At 66.6% G+C, this 18,437-nt stretch carries 16 protein-coding genes; 1 reads left to right on the top strand and 15 read right to left on the bottom strand.

Translation table 11 applies throughout. The annotated features are described in order from the left end of the window. Positions 1-24 precede the first annotated feature (24 nt). The 7 genes from RCH15_RS11830 to RCH15_RS11800 form a co-directional block, all read right to left on the bottom strand. Entirely contained in the window at positions 25-1,059 is a 1,035-nt protein-coding gene (locus RCH15_RS11830) for a Gfo/Idh/MocA family oxidoreductase (RefSeq protein WP_326960857.1), read from the bottom strand. After that, positions 1,056-1,850: a TIM barrel protein gene (locus RCH15_RS11825; protein WP_326960856.1), complete on the bottom strand. Its 795-nt coding sequence runs from the start codon at positions 1,848-1,850 to the stop codon at positions 1,056-1,058. Before RCH15_RS11825 ends, RCH15_RS11830 begins: the two co-directional genes overlap by 4 nt. Continuing rightward, a complete protein-coding gene (locus RCH15_RS11820; protein ID WP_326960855.1) occupies positions 1,850-2,980 on the bottom strand; it encodes a Gfo/Idh/MocA family oxidoreductase in 1,131 nt (376 codons plus the stop codon). The genes RCH15_RS11825 and RCH15_RS11820 overlap by 1 nt, the downstream gene beginning before the upstream one ends. A 128-nt stretch (positions 2,981-3,108) precedes the next feature. Further along, complete coding sequence (locus RCH15_RS11815) at positions 3,109-4,023, bottom strand: ATP-binding cassette domain-containing protein (RefSeq protein WP_326960854.1); 915 nt, start codon at positions 4,021-4,023, stop codon at positions 3,109-3,111. Positions 4,024-4,037: 14 nt separating this feature from the next. Then, the gene (locus tag RCH15_RS11810) at positions 4,038-5,087 is read right to left on the bottom strand and encodes an ABC transporter permease (RefSeq protein WP_326960853.1); all 1,050 of its coding nucleotides are present in this window, start codon (positions 5,085-5,087) and stop codon (positions 4,038-4,040) included. Between the two features lie 52 nt (positions 5,088-5,139). Continuing rightward, positions 5,140-6,135 carry a substrate-binding domain-containing protein gene (locus RCH15_RS11805; RefSeq protein ID WP_326960852.1) on the bottom strand — a complete coding sequence of 332 codons (996 nt, stop codon included), beginning with the start codon at positions 6,133-6,135 and terminating at the stop codon, positions 5,140-5,142. A gap of 251 nt (positions 6,136-6,386) precedes the next feature. Continuing rightward, positions 6,387-7,622 (bottom strand): MFS transporter, encoded by a 1,236-nt coding sequence (locus tag RCH15_RS11800; protein WP_326960851.1) that lies wholly within the window; start codon positions 7,620-7,622, stop codon positions 6,387-6,389. Between the two features lie 172 nt (positions 7,623-7,794). Between RCH15_RS11800 and RCH15_RS11795 the strand changes: the two genes are divergently transcribed. Continuing rightward, on the top strand, positions 7,795-8,244 hold the full coding sequence (locus RCH15_RS11795) for a MarR family winged helix-turn-helix transcriptional regulator (RefSeq protein WP_326960850.1): 450 nt from the start codon (positions 7,795-7,797) through the stop codon (positions 8,242-8,244). 92 nt (positions 8,245-8,336) lie between these two features. Here the strand turns inward: RCH15_RS11795 and RCH15_RS11790 are convergent, their stop codons facing one another. The 8 genes from RCH15_RS11790 to iolC form a co-directional block, all read right to left on the bottom strand. Beyond that, positions 8,337-9,743: a sugar porter family MFS transporter gene (locus RCH15_RS11790; protein ID WP_326960849.1), complete on the bottom strand. Its 1,407-nt coding sequence runs from the start codon at positions 9,741-9,743 to the stop codon at positions 8,337-8,339. Next, complete coding sequence (locus tag RCH15_RS11785) at positions 9,740-10,615, bottom strand: sugar phosphate isomerase/epimerase family protein (RefSeq protein ID WP_326960848.1); 876 nt, start codon at positions 10,613-10,615, stop codon at positions 9,740-9,742. The genes RCH15_RS11790 and RCH15_RS11785 overlap by 4 nt, the downstream gene beginning before the upstream one ends. Positions 10,616-10,701: 86 nt before the next feature. Next, a complete protein-coding gene (locus RCH15_RS11780; protein ID WP_326960847.1) occupies positions 10,702-11,715 on the bottom strand; it encodes a Gfo/Idh/MocA family protein in 1,014 nt (337 codons plus the stop codon). A gap of 27 nt (positions 11,716-11,742) precedes the next feature. Beyond that, positions 11,743-12,654, bottom strand: coding sequence for a sugar phosphate isomerase/epimerase family protein (locus RCH15_RS11775; protein WP_326960846.1), 912 nt, complete (start codon positions 12,652-12,654; stop codon positions 11,743-11,745). Positions 12,655-12,778: 124 nt separating this feature from the next. Continuing rightward, positions 12,779-14,296, bottom strand: coding sequence for a CoA-acylating methylmalonate-semialdehyde dehydrogenase (locus tag RCH15_RS11770; protein WP_326960845.1), 1,518 nt, complete (start codon positions 14,294-14,296; stop codon positions 12,779-12,781). Positions 14,297-14,345: 49 nt separating this feature from the next. Further along, positions 14,346-16,274, bottom strand: coding sequence for a 3D-(3,5/4)-trihydroxycyclohexane-1,2-dione acylhydrolase (decyclizing) (gene iolD, locus RCH15_RS11765; RefSeq protein ID WP_326960844.1), 1,929 nt, complete (start codon positions 16,272-16,274; stop codon positions 14,346-14,348). A 39-nt stretch (positions 16,275-16,313) separates the two neighbouring features. Continuing rightward, on the bottom strand, positions 16,314-17,264 hold the full coding sequence (locus RCH15_RS11760) for a Cgl0159 family (beta/alpha)8-fold protein (RefSeq protein ID WP_326960843.1): 951 nt from the start codon (positions 17,262-17,264) through the stop codon (positions 16,314-16,316). Continuing rightward, entirely contained in the window at positions 17,261-18,262 is a 1,002-nt protein-coding gene (gene iolC, locus RCH15_RS11755) for a 5-dehydro-2-deoxygluconokinase (RefSeq protein ID WP_326960842.1), read from the bottom strand. Before iolC ends, RCH15_RS11760 begins: the two co-directional genes overlap by 4 nt. Positions 18,263-18,437 lie beyond the last annotated feature (175 nt).

Below are 18,437 nucleotides of genomic sequence, written 5' to 3'. Positions count from 1 at the left end.
ACGGCCCCGGGATGGAGCGTCCGTTCAGCCGCCCACGGTCTGAACTACCCGCACCGGTACACCGCTCGCGAGGGATTCCTGGGCGGCGTCGGCCACGCGGGAAGCGGCCACGGCATCTTCCGGCGTGCAGGGATTGTCCCGGCGGCCCAGAATCAGCTCGACGAAGGCAGCCATCTCGGAACGGTAGGCCGCCGCAAACCGCTCGGCGAAGGTCCGGTGCGGCTCGCCGGCCGGGAACCGCACCCCGGCTTCGGCCGAGGCCAGGGCCGTTTTGTCATCCAGGCCGACCATGATCGAACTCCGGGATCCCTGGATTTCCAGCCGCACGTCGTGGCCAGCCCCGTTGTACCGCGTGGCCGAGACCGTACCCACAGTGCCGTCGTCGAACGTCACCAGCGCCAGGGCGGTGTCCACGTCGCCGGCCGCGCCGATGGCGGGGTCCCCGTTGTTGGAGCCCCGGGCGTAAACCTCGACGATTTCCCGGCCGGTGAGCCAGCGCAGGATATCGAAATCGTGCACCGAGCAGTCCCGGAACAGCCCGCCGGAGCTGGCCAGGAATTCGACCGTCGGCGGTGCCATATCGCACGTCACGGCGCGCAGCGAGTGGATCCAGCCCAGTTCACCGGCCTGGTAGGCACGCCGGGCTTCCTGGTAGCCGGCGTCGAAGCGGCGCTGGTGCCCGATCTGGACCACGGCGTTCCGGTGCCGGATGTAGTCGAGCACGGGCAGGGCGTCCGCCACGTTCAGGGCGACGGGCTTCTCGCAAAACACCGGGACGCCGGAGTCCACCCCGGCCTTGATCAACTCCGGGTGGGTCCCGGTTCCGGTGGCGATGACGAGTCCGTCCAGCCCGGAAGCGAGGAGCGCCTCCACCGACGGCAGGAACCCGGCACCGAGCCCGGCCGCGATAGCCCGGGCTTGGTCCTCGGCAACGTCCGTGAGCCGGAGCCGGACGTTAATGCCCTGCGGATTGAGGACACTGTTGAGCGCGGCGATATTGTTGGCGTGCATGACGCCGATCCGCCCCACCCCGGCGAGTCCGAGGATGACGTCTTTCACACTTGTGCTTTCGCGGGTAGTGCGGGAACCGTAAATGCCGACCGGAAAGCCTCCAGGGCCGCATGACTGTCGCCGCTGGCCCAGGCCTCCATACCCACGGTCCGGTCGTAGCCGGCCTCCGCGAGCGCCCTGGCGACAGCAGCGTAGTTGATTTCCCCGGTACCGGGTTCGCAGCGGCCCGGAACATCCGCCACCTGGATTTCGCCGAGGTACGGCAGGGCGCTCCGGACGAGCTCGATCAGGTTCCCCTCGCCCATCTGGGCATGGTAGAGGTCCAACATGAGCCGGGCGTTCGGGTGCCCGGCGGCCTGCACCAGCGCCAGGGTGTCCTTGGCGCGGGCCAGCGGGATCCCGGGGTGGTCAAGGATGGTGTTGAGGTTCTCGAGGCAGAACGTCACCCCGTATTTCTCGCCGAGCTTGCCGAGCCGCTCCAGGGTCCGGGCACCGGTGGACCACATGAGGCCGCTGGACCGGTAGACCGGACGGGCTGCCTGGCCGTCGATAAGTTCAGCCGGGTGCACCACCATCCGGCCCACCCCGAGCTCCAGTGCGGTCGGGATGAGCGACTCTGCCGTCCGCACCACGTCATCGGCCGTGTCCGGATCCACCAGGCTGCCGGCGGTGTAGCCGGTCATTGAGGAAAACACCGCGCCGGTGGCCTTGAGCGCGCCGATGTCCTTGGTCCGCGAATCCCAGAGTTCGACGTCGAAGCCGGCCTCGTGGATCCGGCGCACCCGCTCCGTGAACGGCAACTCGGTGAAAACCATCTCGGCGCAGACGGCGAGGCGCATCAGAGGACAGCCGTCTCGTTGACGGTGACCGTGTTGACGGTGACCGGAGTGACGGTGACCGGAGTCCCGCGCTGGACCGATTCGATGCAGGCCAGCGCCATCGCCAGTGCGCGCCGGGCGTCCGCCGCGCCGGGCGTGAGTGAGTACGCGGTCGACGACGGCACTGTATTGTCACTGCGGCCGTCCCGCCGCTCGCGCACGGCATCGACGAAATCGACGAGCTCATCCGTGTACGCCTGCCGGAAGAGCTCCACGTTAAGCCGCGGCGTGTCGGCTGACATCCCGTCCGCGGTGTAGCGGCTGGCCGCGGTTTCCGTGGCCCGGCCCGCCTGCACCATGCCCTTGGAGCCGAAGACCTCCCCACGGATGTCGTAGCCGTAGAGAGCGCTGAAGTTCGCCTCGGCCACCGCGATGGCACCGTTGCTGTAGCGGATGGTCACGACGGCGGTGTCCAGGAAGCCCTGGTCGCGCAGCCCGGGTTCCACCAGGGCATCGGCAATGGCGTAGACCTCCACCGGTTCGGCGCCTTCGTTGAACCAGTTCAGGGTGTCGAAGTCGTGGATCAGGGTTTCCAGGAACACGGTCCAGGCCGGGACCCTGGCCGCGTGGGGAATGCTTCCCGTTCCCGGATCCCGGGTCAGGGAGCGCAGCAGTTGCGGCGTCCCGACGGTGCCGGCGGCGAGGTCCCTCTTGGCCGCCTGGAAGTCCTCCGCGTACCGGCGGTTGAAGCCGATCTGGAAGTGCACACCGGCAGTCTCCACAGCGGACAGTGCGGCGTCAAGCTCTTCGAGCCCCAGGCCGGCCGGCTTCTCGCAGAACACATGCTTTCCGGCGGCGGCGGCCTGGGCGATCAGCGAGGAGTGGAAACGCGCCGGGCTCGCGATGATCACGGCGTCGATTTCCGGGTCGGCCAGGATGTCGGCGGCGTCGGCCGTCACCTTGCCGGCGCCCAGGACAGAGGCCAGTGCCTCGGCGGACTCCACGTTGGGATCAGCGATGGCCGCTAGCTCGGCACCGGGAACCCGGCGGGCAACGCTCTCGGCATGGAAAGCGCCCATCCAGCCCGAGCCGATGAGCCCGATCCGCACGGGCAGGGGACGTTCGGTGGAGTTCCGCTTCAGGTAAGCCATGGGCTCGTCCTTTCAATTTTTCACAACTGGGTGAGGGCGGGGCCGGCCCGGGCCGGAGGCATTTCCTTTGGCCGGCGCAGGAAAGAGCAGGACCGTGCCCGGAGGGGCGGGCCAGCTCCCCTGTGCTGCTAGTAGGTCTTGCCCGTGGTCTGGGCCACCTCGGCCACTTCGCCCTGGACTTCCTTGACCACGTCGCCGTGTCCGCCGAGCTGTTCGAGTTCGTGGGCGAGTTCGGCGAGTTCGGCGCCGCCGGCCATCTGGGCGGTGAGTTCGTCGAGGGTGATGTCCTTCTTGTCGTAGTAGCCGATTGATTTGCCGCGTTTAAGCAGCAGGAACCGGTCGCCGACGGGGAAGGCGTGGTGCGGGTTGTGGGTGATGAAGATGACGCCGAGGCCGCGGTCGCGGGCCTGCAGGATGTAGCGGAGGACCACGCCGGACTGCTTCACGCCCAGTGCGGCGGTGGGCTCGTCCAGGATCAGGACTTTCGCGCCGAAGTACACGGCCCGGGCAATCGCGACGCACTGGCGTTCACCACCGGAGAGCTGGCCGATGGGCTGTTCCACGTCACGGAGGTCGATGCCCATCGCGGCGAGTTCCTTGAGCGTGATCTCCTTCATCTTCTCGACGTCCATGCTCTTGAACGGGCCAAAGCCGGACGTCAGTTCCGAGCCGAGGAAGAAGTTCCGCCAGATGGGCATCAGCGGGACCACGGCGAGGTCCTGGTAGACAGTGGCGATGCCGGCGTCCAGGGCGTCGCGGGGGGAGGTGAACTTCCGATTCTCGCCCATGATGTTCAGGACTCCGGCGTCGTGCTGGTGCAGGCCGGCGATGATCTTGATCAGTGTGGATTTGCCGGCGCCGTTGTCGCCCAGGACGCAGGTGACGCGGCCGTTGTCCACGGCCATCGTGACATCGGACAGGGCGATGATGTTGCCGTAGTGCTTGCCGACACCCTCAAGGGAGAGCAGGTGGACGGGGGTGTGGGTGAGGGGGTCTTTTTCGTTCTGGAGCAGCGTTTGCTGGTCGATTTCGTTGGCATTCATTTTCTCCGGCCCCTTTACTTGAGTTCCGCGCGGCGCTTGACGATGAGGTTGACGATGGTGGCCAGCAGCAGCATCAGGCCCAGGAAGAACTTGAACCAGTCCGGGTTCCACTGGGCGTACACGATGCCCTTGTTGGCCATGCCGAAGATGAACGCGCCGATCGCGCCGCCGATCGCCGAGCCGTAGCCGCCGGTCAGGAGGCAGCCGCCGATGACAGCGGCGATGATGTAGAGGAATTCGTTGCCCACGCCTTCACCGGACTGCACGGTGTCGAAGGCGAAAAGGTTATGCATGCCCAGGATCCAGCCGCAGAAGCCCACGCCCATGAACAGCCCGATCTTGGTGGCCTTGACCGGCACACCCACGGCGCGGGCGGCGTTTTCGTCCCCGCCCACGGCGAAGATCCAGTTCCCCACCCGGGTCCGCATCAGCACCCAGGTGGCGACCGCGACGAGCGCGATCCAGATGAACACCGTGATTTTGACGTCGACGCCGCCGATGGTCACCGAGGAGGCGAACACCGCCCGGGCCGAGGCGAATCCGTCCATGTTGGCGATGGACGGTGAGGAGACCGAGCCACCGATCAGGCGCGTCAAGCCCAGGTTCAGGCCGGTCAGCATCAGGAAGGTGGCCAGGGTGACGATGAAGCTGGGCAGCTTGGTCTTCATCAGGATCCAGCCGTTGATGTAGCCAATGCCCAAGGAGACCACCAGTGCCAGGAGGACTCCGACCCAGACGTTCGTGCTGAAGTACCAGCTGAACATCGACGCCGTCAGCGCCGAGGAGATGACGGCCACCCCGGTGGACAAATCAAACTCCCCGCCGATCATCAACAAGGACACCCCCACGGCCATGATGCCGATCGTGGAGGAACCGTACAGAATCGTTGCCAGCGCATTGGGCTGGGTGAACGTCGGGGAAACGGCCGCGAAGAAAACGAAGAGGACGATGGCTCCGACCAGGGCCCCGACCTCGGGACGTCCGAGAAGCTTCTGGAACGGACTGCGCTTGGCGACGCGCTCATCGGGCGCCGGTGACTTTGTCTTTGTCTGGGTCATGGTCATGATAGATCTCCTTGCTGCCGGACCGGCCTGAGCCGGCCCGGCCAGCGGGCTGTTAGCGGATACCCTGCTGGGCAAAGGTCAGGACCTCGGCCGCATTGGACTTGTCGACGAGGCTCGGGCCGGTGAGGACCGACTGGCCGCCGCCGATGCTGAATCCGCCGCGCTTGTTCTGCCACAGCGCATCGATGGCGCCGTAGCCCTGCAGCCACGGCTGCTGGTCCACGGTGAACAGAACTGCGCCATCCACGATCTTCTGGACGAGATCCGCGTTCAGATCAAAACTTGCCACCTTGGCAGAGCTGCCGGCGTCCGTGACCGACTTGAGGAGAGTCAGGGTGATGGGCGCGCCGAGGCCGATGATGACGTCTGCGTCATTGGTAGCCTGAAGCTTGGCCGTGGCGGTGGACTGGACGGACGTCATGTCCTTGCCCTCGACGTAAAGGATCTCCGTTCCAGGCACCTTCGCCTTAACGCCGGCGCAACGTGCTTCCAGGCCAACGTGGCCCTGTTCCTGAATCACGCAGACCGGGTGCTTGAAGTTCTCCGCCGCGAGCCGCGTGCCGACGGCCTCACCGGCGAGCTTTTCGTTCGAGCCGAAGTGCGTGAAAGCCCCCAGCTGGGTGGAGACTGATTCGCCGGCGTTGAGGCTCACAATCGGGATGCCTGCGGCGGCGGCCTTCTTCAGTGAGTCGTTGAGGGCTTCGGGCTTGGCGAGCGTGACCGCGATCCCATCGACCTTCTGGTCGATAGCCTGCTGGATGAGCTGGGCTTGGCGCCCGGCTTCGGGATCGGAGGTGTAGAGGAGTTCGACGTTGTCCTTCGCCGCCGCCTCCTCGGCACCCTTGCGAACGATGTCCCAGAAGGTGTCACCCGCTGCGGCGTGGGTGATCAGGGCGATCTTCATCCGCTCCGTCGCGGCGACCTGGCCGCCGCCGGCCGCGTTGCCGGAATCTGCGGGCTTGCCGCCGGCGCTTGAACACGCACTCATTGCCAGCATGGGCACAACAGCCGCCACCAGGGTCGCCTTGCGCCAGGAAAATTTAGCCACCGTGAATCTCCTTTGATTTCAGCTCCGGGCTGCTACTTTGCAGCCGCCGGAAAATTGCCTACTCCGATCATGGTGACTTAGCTCACCCATGTCAATACTTTGTCCTGACATTAGGATGTAATCACGTAATTATCGCGATGGGAGGCGTAAAGAAGCGCCGGCCCGCGGGCGCCGCCAGGGCGTCCGCGGCCCAGGAACCAACGACGACGACGGCAGCCGCCGTCGTTGGATCCACCGTGCAACCAGGGCAGCTAGGCCAGCTGGAGTTCCGCACTGCTCCGTTCGCTGGTGGCACCGGCGCCGCCGGTTCCGGGCGTGCCGCCGGCAGGTCCGGCGTCGCGCCGCTTCGCAGCGGCCGCCGCGAAGACCATCACCCCCAGGCCCAGCAGGGTGATCCCGGCGCCGGCCCAGATGGGCGAGGTATAGCCGAGGCCGGCGGTGATGGTCACGCCGCCCATCCACGCGCCGAGCGCGTTGCCCACATTGAAGGCTCCGATGTTGGCACCGGATGCCAAAGTGGGGGCGGTCGTGGCGTACTTCATGACGCGCATCTGCAGCCCGGGCACCGTGGCGAAGCCGAAGCCACCGAGCAGCACCATGGAGGCGATGGTCATCGGCTGGTTGCCCGCGGTGAGGGCGAAGACCACGAGGACCACCACCAGCACGGCGAGCGCGACCAGCAGGGTGCGGTCCACATTCCGGTCCGCCGCTTTACCGCCCAGGGTGTTGCCGACAAAGAGGCCTACGCCGAAGAGGATGAGCAGCCACGGGACGGTGGAGGCGGAGAACCCGGTGACCTCGGTGAGGGTGAAGGCGATGTAGGTGAAGGCACCGAACATTCCTCCGTAGCCCAGGACGGTGACCAGGATGGAGAGCCAGACCTGGCCGGAGCGGAAGGCCCGGAGTTCCCCGCGCAGGCCGCCGGGGGCAACCTCCCCTGACCCTGTTTTGGGGACCAGGGCCAGAATGCCCGCGAGGGAAATGATGCCGATGCCGGTGATCGCCCAGAAGGTGGCCCGCCAGCCGGCGGCCTGTCCCAGCATGGTGCCGAAGGGAACACCCAGGACGTTGGCCGCCGTGAGCCCGGTGAACATCATGGCGATCGCGCCGGCCTTTTTGGTGGGGCCGACCATACTCGCGGCGACCACCGCGCCGATGCCGAAGAAGGCGCCGTGCGCGAGCGCGGCGATGATGCGGCCGATCATCATCAGCGAATAGTCGGGCGCGACGGCGGAGACCAGGTTGCCGGCGATGAACAGCACCATCAGCACGGCCAGGACGGGCTTGCGCTCGAAGCGCGTTACTGCGGCGGTCAGGAGCAGGGCCCCGACGACCACGGCGAGCGCGTAACCGGAGATGAGCCAGCCCGCGGTGGCCTCGCTGACCTGGAAGTCCGCGGCCACTTCGGGCAGCAGGCCCATGATGACGAACTCGGTGAGTCCGATCCCGAACCCGCCGAGGGCGAGTGCTATCAGGCCTATGGGCATGGCGGAGCTCCTTCAAAACTGTACGGAAAGAAAGTCGAAGCGTAGGCTGTTAGTTGCAGACGCGTTATTTATTGTTGCACAAGCAACTATACCGCGCAAGCAACTAACTTGTGGGCTGTTGATGTTCCGGCAATTTTCGGGACGCGGCAGGCCGATCTGAAGGGAAGAACTGATGGGCATCAAGGACGACGCCGTCGAGGTCCGGGCGCAAGGCTGGCGGACCCTGGCGGCCCTGCACGGACTGATCGAAGCGGAGTTGGAACGCTCGTTGCAGGCTGTGGCGCAGCTGTCCGTCGTGGAGTACACCGTGCTGGATGCGCTGAGCCGCCAGGACGGCTGGCACATGCGGATGCAGCAGTTGGCCCGCGCCACCGCGCTGAGCGCCAGCGCCACCACCCGCCTGGTCACCCGGCTCGAGGACCGGGGCCTGCTGACCCGGATCCTGTGCGCCGATGACCGCCGCGGAATCTACACCGAGCTCACGCCCGGCGGCATCAAGCTGCTGGAGGAGGCCCGGCCCAGCCATGATGCCACGCTGGAGCGGGCACTGGCCGAGGCGCAGGAGGTGCCGGAGCTGGCGCCCCTGGTTGCTGCGCTCCCGACGCTGCACGCAGCCGCGTAACAACGACGCCAGACGCCCTGCTCAGCGCAAGGCCCCGCTTCGTGGCGGCCCATCTGACTGCCAGCTAGTTGAGTGGCCGTTACCTGGGTGGTCTATCTGTCGGCCACGTTCTTGAAGTAGTGCTCCACGTGTTCCAGGCTCTTGTCCTTGGTTTCCGGAATGTATTTCGCGGCGAACGCGATGGCACCGACGCCCAGCACGGCAAAGACGAAGAAGGTGTTGGAGAGCCCGATCGTGGCAAGGAGCTGCGGGAAGCCGAACCCCACCAGGAAGTTCACTGTCCACAGCACGAAGGCTGAGGCGCCCATGCCCAGGCCGCGGATCTTCAGCGGAAAGATCTCGGAGAGCATCAGCCAGGTGACCGGGGAGATCGCGCCCTGCTGGAACGCCAGGAACGTCACTGTCAGGGCGAGGATCACGAAGCCGCGGGCGGTACCTTCGGGCAGGATGAGCGAGAAGAAGCCGATCAACAGCAGCGCCACCGTCGTTCCGAGCTGGCCGGTGATGAGCATCCTGCGCCGGCCCACCTTGCCCAGCAGCCAGATCCCCACGAAGGTGGCGACGACGGAGATGACGCCGTTGGCGATGTTCGCCGTCAACGCAGCCTCCCTGCCGAAGCCGGACTCAGCGAGGATCTGGGTGCCGTAGTACATGATCGAGTTCACGCCGGTGATCTGTTGGATGACGGCGAGGCCGACGCCCACCACAAAGATGCGGCGCAGCCAAGGGACGCCGAGGTCCTTCCAGGAACCCATCTTGGACTTGTAGTCCTCCACGGCCATGGCCTTGACTTCCTCGAACTCGGCCCGGGCTTCGGACTGGGAACGGATCCGTTGCAGCACGCTGAGGGTTTCGCCGAAGCTGCCCATCGATGCCAGCCAGCGGGGGCTTTCGGGCATGAAGTTCATGCCGATCCAGAGCGCGATCGCCGGAAGAGTGGCGATCACCAGCATCCAGCGCCAGATTCCACCGGATTCACCGAAGGTGTTGCCGAGGTAGGCGTTGAAGATAAAGGCCAGCAGCTGGCCGGTGACGATCATCAGCTCGTTCTGGGTCACAATCCGGCCGCGCCGGGCGCTCGGCGAGACTTCGGCGAGGTACACCGGGACGGTGACGGACGCGCCGCCGACGGCAAGGCCGAGAACGAAGCGGGCCAGGATCATCACTTCGGTGTTCGGGGCGAAGGTGCAGGCCAGGGTGCCGATCAGGAAAACAACGGCGAGCACCATGATCATTTTGCGTCGTCCGTTACGGTCCGCGAGCCGCCCGCCGAACAGGGCGCCGAAGGCTGCGCCGAAGAGCAGCGAGGAGGTCACGAGTCCTTCGGTGAGCGGCGTGAGGCCCAGGTCCTCCTGCATGTACGGCAGGGCGCCGTTGATGACGCCGGTGTCGTAGCCGAAGAGCAGCCCGCCGAAGGTGGAGATGATCGTCGCGGTGCGCAGTGCCCGTTTGTGGTTTCCGGGCGCCTTCCGCTGTTGGGCGGTTGCCGCCGACGTCATACGCTCACCTTCTGGATCTGCTGTTTCATGGTCTCCAGCTGGTAGCGGGAGACCTCGGCGGCGTTGTCGTCCTCGGCGAAAACGCTGGAGACCATCACGGTGTCCTCCCGGTCGAGGAAGCCGATTTCCTTCAGACCGCCGAAGAACTCGTCCCAGTTGACGTCGCCGTCGCCGATCTTCAGGTGCTGGTGCACCCGGACCGGGTTGCCGGGCGGGTTGGTGATGTAGCGCAGCCCGTGCGAGGCATGGTGGTCCATGGTGTCGGCGACGTGGACCAGGCGGAGCTTGTCCCCCGCGGCACGCATGATGTCCAGCGGAGCGTTCTGCATGTGGAAACTGTGCGAAGCGACGTAGACCAGGCCCACGTGCTTGGAGTTCAGGCCCCGGATCACCCGGATCGCGGCCAGGCCCTCCTCGACGAAGTCGTCCGGATGCGGGTCGATCAACAGGTCGATGCCTTCGCGCTCGATGATCGGCAGCAGTTCCTCCATGGAGCGGTAGAACGCGCGCTCGGATTCCTCGGCCTGCTCCGGACGTCCGCTGAATTCGGTGTTCATGGTGCTGACGCCGAGGTCCACGGCGATCTGGATGGCACGCTTCCAGTAACGGACGGCAGCTTCGCGGGCATCCTCGTCCGGGCCGGACCAGCGCAGCACCGGCAGCACCGAGGCGATTTCGATCCCGGCGTCCTTGCAGGCCTTGGCCAGCTGGCCGACCAGTTCGTCGTCGGCCTTCGGGTGGTTGTAGAACGGGATGAGGTCGGCGTGCGGGGTCATTTGCATGTACTTGTAGCCGAGGTCCGCCACCACCCGGGGAAACTCGAGCAGGCTGTGCGAGTGGTGGAAGGGCGTTGGATCAAGTGCGATTTTCACGGGGAAAACTCCATTGGGGATCAGTCAGGTGGTGCGTGGGACCGGAAGGAACGCCGAACGAGGCCGCGGGCCCCAACACGTTCGTCCTAGCGGTAAAGGTCAGGCTTGGCGTGCAGCTTCACGGCGACCTTTTCGCCGTTCTTCTGCGCCTCGACGCCAGCCTCGCAGCAGGCGGCGGTGGCGTAGCCGTCCCAGGCCGTCGGCCCGCCGATTTCACCGCGCAGGGCGGCGTCCACCCAGGACTGGATTTCGACGTCGTAGGCGGCCCCGAAGCGCTCCTCGAAGCCGGGGGTGATGCTGCCGCCCCAGCGGCCGTTGCTGCGCGTGTACGGGCCATTGTCGGCGCCGATGCTGACGATGCCGTCCTCGAAGGAGGCTTGGGTGGCTACCTCGTAGCCGAACTTGGCGTTGACGTAGATCTCGACGTCGGCCAGGACGCCGGATTCGGTTTCGATCAGCACGTGCTGCGGGTCGTGCTGGCCGGCCAGGGCGTTCCGGGTGGCCTTGCCGAGGCGGACCTGGACGGACGTGATTTCCTCATCGGTGAAGTAGCGGATGGCGTCGAATTCGTGGACCACGGAGTCGTTGATCAGCATCTCGTTGGTGAAACCGGCGGGGGTGGTCGGGTTGCGGTGCTGGTGGTGCAGCATCAGCAGCTCGCCGAGTTCCGAGTCGCGGATGATCTTTCCGAGGGCGGCGTATTCGGCGTCGAAGCGGCGCATGAAGCCGACCTGGATGCGCTGGTGGCCCAGCTGTTCCTCGGCCTGGACGATCTTCCACGCGGACGCGGCGTCCGGGGTGAGCGGCTTCTCGCAGAGGATCGGAATGTCCTTGGCGATGGCCTTGAGCAGGATGTCCTCGTGCAGGAAACCGGGGGTGGCAATCAGCACGGCGTTGACGTCGCCGTTGTTGAGTGCCTCGTCGGCGTCCGCGAGGGCGACGGCGCCCGGGATGCCTTCGATGGCCGCCTGGGCACGGGCGAGGTCGACGTCGACGACGGCGGCAACTTCGGCGCCGTGGATGCGGGTGTTGAGCCGCTGGATGTGGTCTGCGCCCATCCGGCCGGCGCCGATGACAGCAACGCGAAGGGTCTTGATCATGGTTTTGTCCTCAGTTCTGGTTGACGGCTAGTTGACGGCGGTGCGGGAGCCGCAGGAAAGCAGGTAGTTCCGGGTGCGTTTGGCGATCGGCATCGGGACGTCGAACGCTACGGGGTACATGTCCTGTTCCACGATGCCAAAGATCGGCCGGTTCAGCGCCTCGACGGCCTCGATGACGGCGCGCAGGTCCGGCAGGCCGTTCGGCGGTTCGGTCATCACACCGGCCAGGTTGGCGGCGGCCCAGGTCATGTTCTCCTGGTTGACCTTCCTGAGGATGTCCGGGTTAATCTGCTTGAGGTGCAGGTAGCCGATCCGGTCCGGGTAGTTCTTGATCAGCTCCAGGCTGGACGCGCCGCAGTACTCGGCGTGCCCGGTGTCCAGGCACAGGCTGAGGTACTTGCCGTCCGTGGCTGCGAGGAGGGTCTCGATGTCCTCCTGCGCGCCGACGTGGGAGTCCGCGTGCGAGTGGAACTGCTGCTTCAGGCCGAAGTCCTCCAGCAGGGTCTTGCCGAGGCGGTTGTGCCCTGCGAACAGGTCGGCCCAGGCATTTTCGGTAAGCTCGCCGCTTTCCACAGCCTCGCCGGTGACGTCGTCGCGCCACATCGCCGGGATGACCACAATGTGTTCCCCGCCCATCGCGGCGGTGAGTTCGGCGACCTTGCGGGCCGGTTCCCACGCAGTTTCCCACTGGTCCAGGCCGCGGTGGAACGCGGTGAACACAGTCCCGGCCGAAATCTGCAGGTCGCGGGCCTTCAGCTCCTCGGCGAGCCGGGCAGGGCCGGCGGGGAGGTAGCCGTGGGGGCCGAGTTCGATCCACTTGTAGCCGGATTCGGCGACTTCGTCGAGGAACCGTTCCCATGGAGTCTGATTGGGGTCATCCGGAAACCAGACGCCCCAGGAGTCCGGCGCGGTGCCGATGATCAGCTTGTTCTCAGTCATTGCCATTCCTTCTCATCGATTGCTCCGCAAGTGCCGTTCTGGACGCTCAAAGCGGCGGATACGGAGCAGCCGATGGTGGTTGTTGGGTTGGGCCGGGCTTGCGAGGCTAGGGCGGCGGTGGGGATCAGTTGGACGGGAAGTTGTAAGAGGCGCCGGAGGCGTGGGTGGGTTCGGGCCAGCGTGAGGTGACCACCTTGCCGCGGGTGTAGAAGGACACGCCCTCCGGACCGTACATGTGCTTGTCACCGAAGAGCGAGGCCTTCCAGCCGCCGAAGGAGTGGTACGCCACCGGCACGGGCAGCGGCACGTTGATGCCGATCATGCCCACGGTGACGGAACGCTGGAACTTGCGGGCGTGGGCGCCGGAGGAGGTGAAGATGGCGGTGCCGTTGCCGTAGGGGTTGGCGTTGATCAGCGCAATGCCGGCGTCCAGGTCCTCGACGCGGACGACGACGAGGACGGGGCCGAAGATTTCCTCGCTGTAGGCGGTCATTTCGGTCTTGACGTGGTCCAGGACGGTGGGGCCGACCCAGAAGCCGTCCTCGTGGCCGGGGACGACGAGGTCGCGGCCGTCCACCACCATCGCGGCTCCCGCGGCTTCGGCTTCGGTGACGATCCGGACGATGCGGTCTTTGGACGCCGGGGTGATGACCGGGCCCATTTCGGCGTCGGGCACCGTGCCGTTGTTGACCTTGACGGCGAGGGCGCGCTCTTCGACCTTCTTGACCAGCAGGTCCGCGGCCTCGCCGACGGCGACGGCGACGGAGATGGCCATGCAGCGTTCCCCGGCGGAGCCGAAGGCGGCTGCGGCGAGGTGGTCGGCGGCGTTGTCGAGATCGGCGTCGGGCATGATGATGGCGTGGTTCTTCGCCCCGCCCAGTGCCTGGACGCGCTTACCGTGCCTGGTGGCGGTCTCGTGGACGTACTGGGCGATCGGGGTGGAGCCGACGAAGGAGATACCGTCCACGTCCGGGTGGGTGAGGAGGCCCTCGACGGTTTCCTTGTCACCGTGCAGGACCTGGAAGACGCCGTCGGGCAAGCCCGCGTCCTTCCACAGCTTGGCGAGCAGCATCGAGGCGGAGGGGTCCCGTTCGGAGGGCTTGAGGATGAAGGCGTTACCCGCGGCGATCGCCATCGGCGCCATCCAGAGCGGCACCATGACCGGGAAGTTGAACGGGGTGATGCCGGCGACGACGCCGAGCGGTTCGCGGAAGGAGAAGACGTCGATGCCGGTGGAGACCTGGTCCGAGTAGTCGCCCTTGAGCAGCTGCGGGATGCCGCAGGCGAATTCGATGACCTCCAGGCCGCGGCCGATCTCGCCCTTGGCGTCGGAGAGGACCTTGCCGTGCTCGGCGGTGATCAGTTCGGCGAGTTCGTCGACGTGCGCCGCGACCAGTTCGCGGAACTTGAACAGCACGGCGGTGCGCTTGGCGAGGGAGATGTCGCCCCAGGAATCGGCGGCGGCGCGGGCGGCAGCCACGGTGGTGTCCAGGTCCGCCCGGTTGGCCAGCCGCAGCTGCGCGGAGACGGCGCCGGTAGCGGGGTTGTAGACCGGCTGGGTGCGGCTGCCGTCGCCGGCGGACTCGGCGCCGTTGATGAAGTGCCGGATGGTCTTGGTGGTGGTCAGGGTGGGGGTGCTCATAAGAATGTCCTTGGGGGTTTGGATGCCGGGGTGGCCCGGAGGGCCGGGGTCAGCCGAGCAGCTTGCGCTGCTGGCTCTTGTGGTCGATGTAGGTCTGGAAGGCCTGTTTGGTGGAGTCGAGCTCGGAGGCCTGCGAGACCGGAACGTCCCACCAGGACTCGGAACTGGGGGCGTCCAGCAGCGGGTCGGATTCCACGTGGATGACGATCGGCCCGCCGCGTTCGGGGGCCGCCTTGGCATCCCGGACGGCCTGTTCGAGCTCCGCGATGGCCTTCTCCCCCGGTTCGATCCGGATCACCTTCACGCCAAGGCTTTCGGCGTTCAGGGCCAGGTCCACGGGGAGCCGGTCGCCGTCGTCGAAGCTGTGGTGTTCCTCGTCGAGGGCCCGGTACTGGGTGCCGAAACGCTGTGAGCCGAGGGATTCGGAGAGCGAACCGATCGAGGCGTAGCCGTGGTTCTGGATCAGGACCACGATCAGCTTGATCCGTTCGGCGACGGCGGTGACCAGTTCGGTGTGCATCATGAGGTAGGAACCGTCCCCCACCATCACGACGACGTCGCGCTGCGCCCCGCCCCCCGCGGCTTCGGCCAGCGCCGCGCGCTTGACGCCGAGGCCGCCGGGGATTTCGTAGCCCATGCAGGAGTAGGCGTATTCGACGTGGTAGCCGAACGGGTCCCGGACGCGCCACATCTTGTGCAGGTCGCCCGGGAGGGATCCAGCGGCGCAGATGACCACGTCCTGGGCGTCCATGGCCCGGTGCGTGGCACCGATGATCTCGTTCTGCGCCGGCAGCGGGGTTGACCGGGTGTCAAAGGCCTCATCCACGGTCGCGTCCCAGCGGGTCTTTTCGGCCGCGATCTGCTGTTCGAGATCGGCGCCGATCCGGTAGCCGCCGAGGGCCTGGTTCAGCTTGACCAGGGCCTTGCGGGCGTCGGCGACGATCGGCAGGGAGGTGCCGTGCTTGTAGGCGTCGATCGCGGCAACGTTGATGTTGATGAACGACACACCCGGGTTCTGGAACGCGGTCCGGGACGCGGTGGTGAAGTCCTCGTAGCGGGTGCCGATCCCGATGATGAGGTCCGCCTCGGCGGCGATGGCGTTCGCCGCCGTCGTGCCGGTGGAGCCGATCGCACCCAGGGAGAACTTGTGGTCCCAGGGCAGGACGCCGACGCCGGCCTGGGTGTTGCCCACCGGGATGCCGGTCAGCCCGACGAACTTCGCTAGTTCCTCGTTGGCGTAGGCGTACAGGACGCCGCCGCCGGCGATGATGAGCGGGCGCTTGGCGGCGCGGATGGCTTCGGCGGCACGGCGGATGTCCTCATCGTCAGCGTCCGGGCGGCGGATGCGCCATTCGCGTTCGGCGAGGAATTCCTCGGGCACGTCGAAGGCCTCGGCCTGGACGTCCTGGGGCAGTGAGATGGTGACGGCGCCGGTCTCGGCCGGGTCCGTCAGCACCCGGAGCCCGTGGGTGAAGGCGGAGAACAGCTGCTCGGGCCGGGTGACACGGTCAAAGAACTTGGACAGCGGCCGGAACGCGTCGTTGACGGTGATGTCGTAGCCGTGGGGCTGCTCGAGTTGCTGCAGGACGGGGTCCGCGGCGCGGGTGGCGAAGGTGTCGCTCGGCAGCAGGAGAACCGGCAGCCGGTTGGTGGTGGCCAGCGCGGCGCCGGTGAGCAGGTTCGAGGAACCAGGGCCGATCGAGGTGCTGATCGCGAAGGTCTGGCGCCGGCGGGTGTGCCGGGCGTAGCCCACCGCCTGGTGCGCCTGGGCCTGTTCGTTCCGGCCCTGGTAGTACGGCATGATCGTAGGATCGAGCTGCTGGTACTGCTTGAGGGCCTGGCCGAGCCCGGCGACATTGCCGTGGCCGAAAATGCCGAAAGTCCCCGGGATCAGCCGTTCGCGGTAGTCCTGGCCGCCGATCGAATCGACCGTGTACTGCTGGGACAGGTATTCGACGACCGCCTGGGCGACAGTCATTCTGCGTGTTCCTGAGGCAGTTTTCATAACCATGGGGTGTTACTCCAATCCTTCTGCGGCGCGGGTGGATGCGGTGTGGTGCAGCAGCGAGGCGGCGGTTGCCACGGCCCCGGCCACGTCGCCGTCGTGCGGGTAGAGCAGGGTCCGGCCCACGGTGAGACCCTGGACGCCCGGCAGGGCGAGGGCTGCTTCCCAGCTCGCGAAGACGTCGTCCTGGCTGCTGTCCGGGTCGCCGCCGAGGAGCACTGTGGGCATGGTGGTGGCCGCCATGACTCGTTCCATTTCGGCCACCACCGGGAGCTTCATCCAGGTGAAGGCGCTGGTGGAGCCAAGGCCTTCGGCGATCGCGACGGACTTGATGACGGCGTTGGTGGAGAGGTCGTTGCGGACCTTGCCGTTCTCCCAGACGGACAGGAACGGCTCCACCATCGCGATGAGCTTTCGCTGGGCGAGAGAATCGATCGCCTTGGCGGTGGCTTCCAAGGTGGCGACGGTGTCCGGGTCGCCGAGGCAGATGCGCGTGAGCATCTTGCCGCCGTCGGCTCCCAGCGCTTCGAGCGCGGCAGCAGTGTGCCCCGTGAAGCGGTCATCGAGTTCATTGACCAGGCCGGTGAGCCCGCCGCGGTTCATCGAGCCGAAGAGCAGCTTGCCGTCCAGCGCCCCGAGCAGGAGCAGGTCGTCCATGATGTCCGGGGAGGCCAGCACGCCGTCGACGTCGGGGTTCGCCAGGGCGATCTGCAGGCGGTCCAGGAGCTGGCGGCGGTCGGCCATGGCTACAGGGTCGCTGCCGACGGCGAGCGCGCCGCGGGCCGGGTGGTCGGCGGCGACGATGAAGTTCTGTTTGCCGGCCTTCACCCCGGGGTGGCGTCGGCGGGCCTTCGCAGCACGGGCGACCGCGTCGGGATCCTCGAGCCGGATGACGCTCAGGTGTTCATAGCGGCGGGGATCATCATCCACCGCAACGGTGGCGGCGGCGGGGTTGACACTCACAGTGTTGCTCCTTCGGTGGCGTAGGTGCCCGACACGAGGCGGCCGCGTTCGGCGAGCAGGCCGGTGACCTCGTCCGGCGTCGGCATCGCATCAGCACAGGACAGCCGGGAGGCGACAAACGCGCCGGCGGCGTTGGCGAAGTCGAGGACCTGGGCGAGCGGCCAGCCGGATAGCAGCCCGTGGCAGAACGCTCCGCCGAAAGAGTCGCCGGCACCCAGGCCGTTGACGGTTTCCACCGGCACCGGGGCGGAGACAACGCGTTCGGTGCGGGTCTTGGCCATCACGCCTTCCGGGCCGAGCTTGACGACCGCGATCTCGACGCCGGCGGCGAGCAGCCGGTCCGCCTGTTCGTCCGGGGTGCCTTCGCCAACGGCGACGGCGCATTCCTTGTCGTTGCCGATGGCCACGGTGACGTGCGGGAGAATCCTGGCGACCTGATCCCGGGCTTCGGCTTCGGAGGCCCAGAACATCGGCCGGTAGTCGAGGTCCAGGATGGTGAACTGGCCGGGCTGCAGCCCGTTACGGGGCCGGGCCTCGTGGGCCGTGAGGTGGGCGGTCCGGCTGGGTTCCTGGCAGAGTCCGGTGACTGTCGACCAGAAGATTCCCGCGTCCCTGATGGCGTCCAGGTCCAGCTCCTCGGCCTTGATCTGCAGGTCCGGGGCCGTGGGGAAGCGTCCGTAGAAGTAGAGCGGGAAGTCCTCCGGCGGCTTGATCGCGCAGAATGTGACCGCCGTGGGCCATTCCTTCACCGCGGTGACGAAGGAATCGTCCACGTTGAACTTGCGCAGTTCGCGGTGCAGGTAGTTGCCAAAGGCGTCGTCGCCGGTGCGGGTGATAACAGCGCTGCGGCGGCCGTGGCGGGCCGCGGCGACTGCCACGTTGGACGGTGATCCGCCAAGGTACTTTCCGAAGGACGTGACATCCTCCAGATCCACCCCGATGTCGTTCGGGTAGATATCAACGCTGATGCGCCCGATCGTGAGCAGTTCGTGGGTCACGGTGATCGCGGACCTTTCTGGTGTGAACTCGGTACCTTTGCGCAACCTGAGCTTCGGTGCTTAGGAGGCCGGCGTGAGCCGGGCCACATCCACTACTCTGCCCCAGAATCTATGTACTGTCAAAGGTTTGTACTGACATGTTTACAACATGACACGGAGGGCCTGAATGCCGCCC

Source organism: Arthrobacter sp. MP_M4 (genome assembly GCF_035984855.1).
Classification (GTDB): Bacteria; Actinomycetota; Actinomycetes; order Actinomycetales; family Micrococcaceae; genus Arthrobacter.
This window is presented reverse-complemented; position numbering and strand designations above follow the sequence as displayed.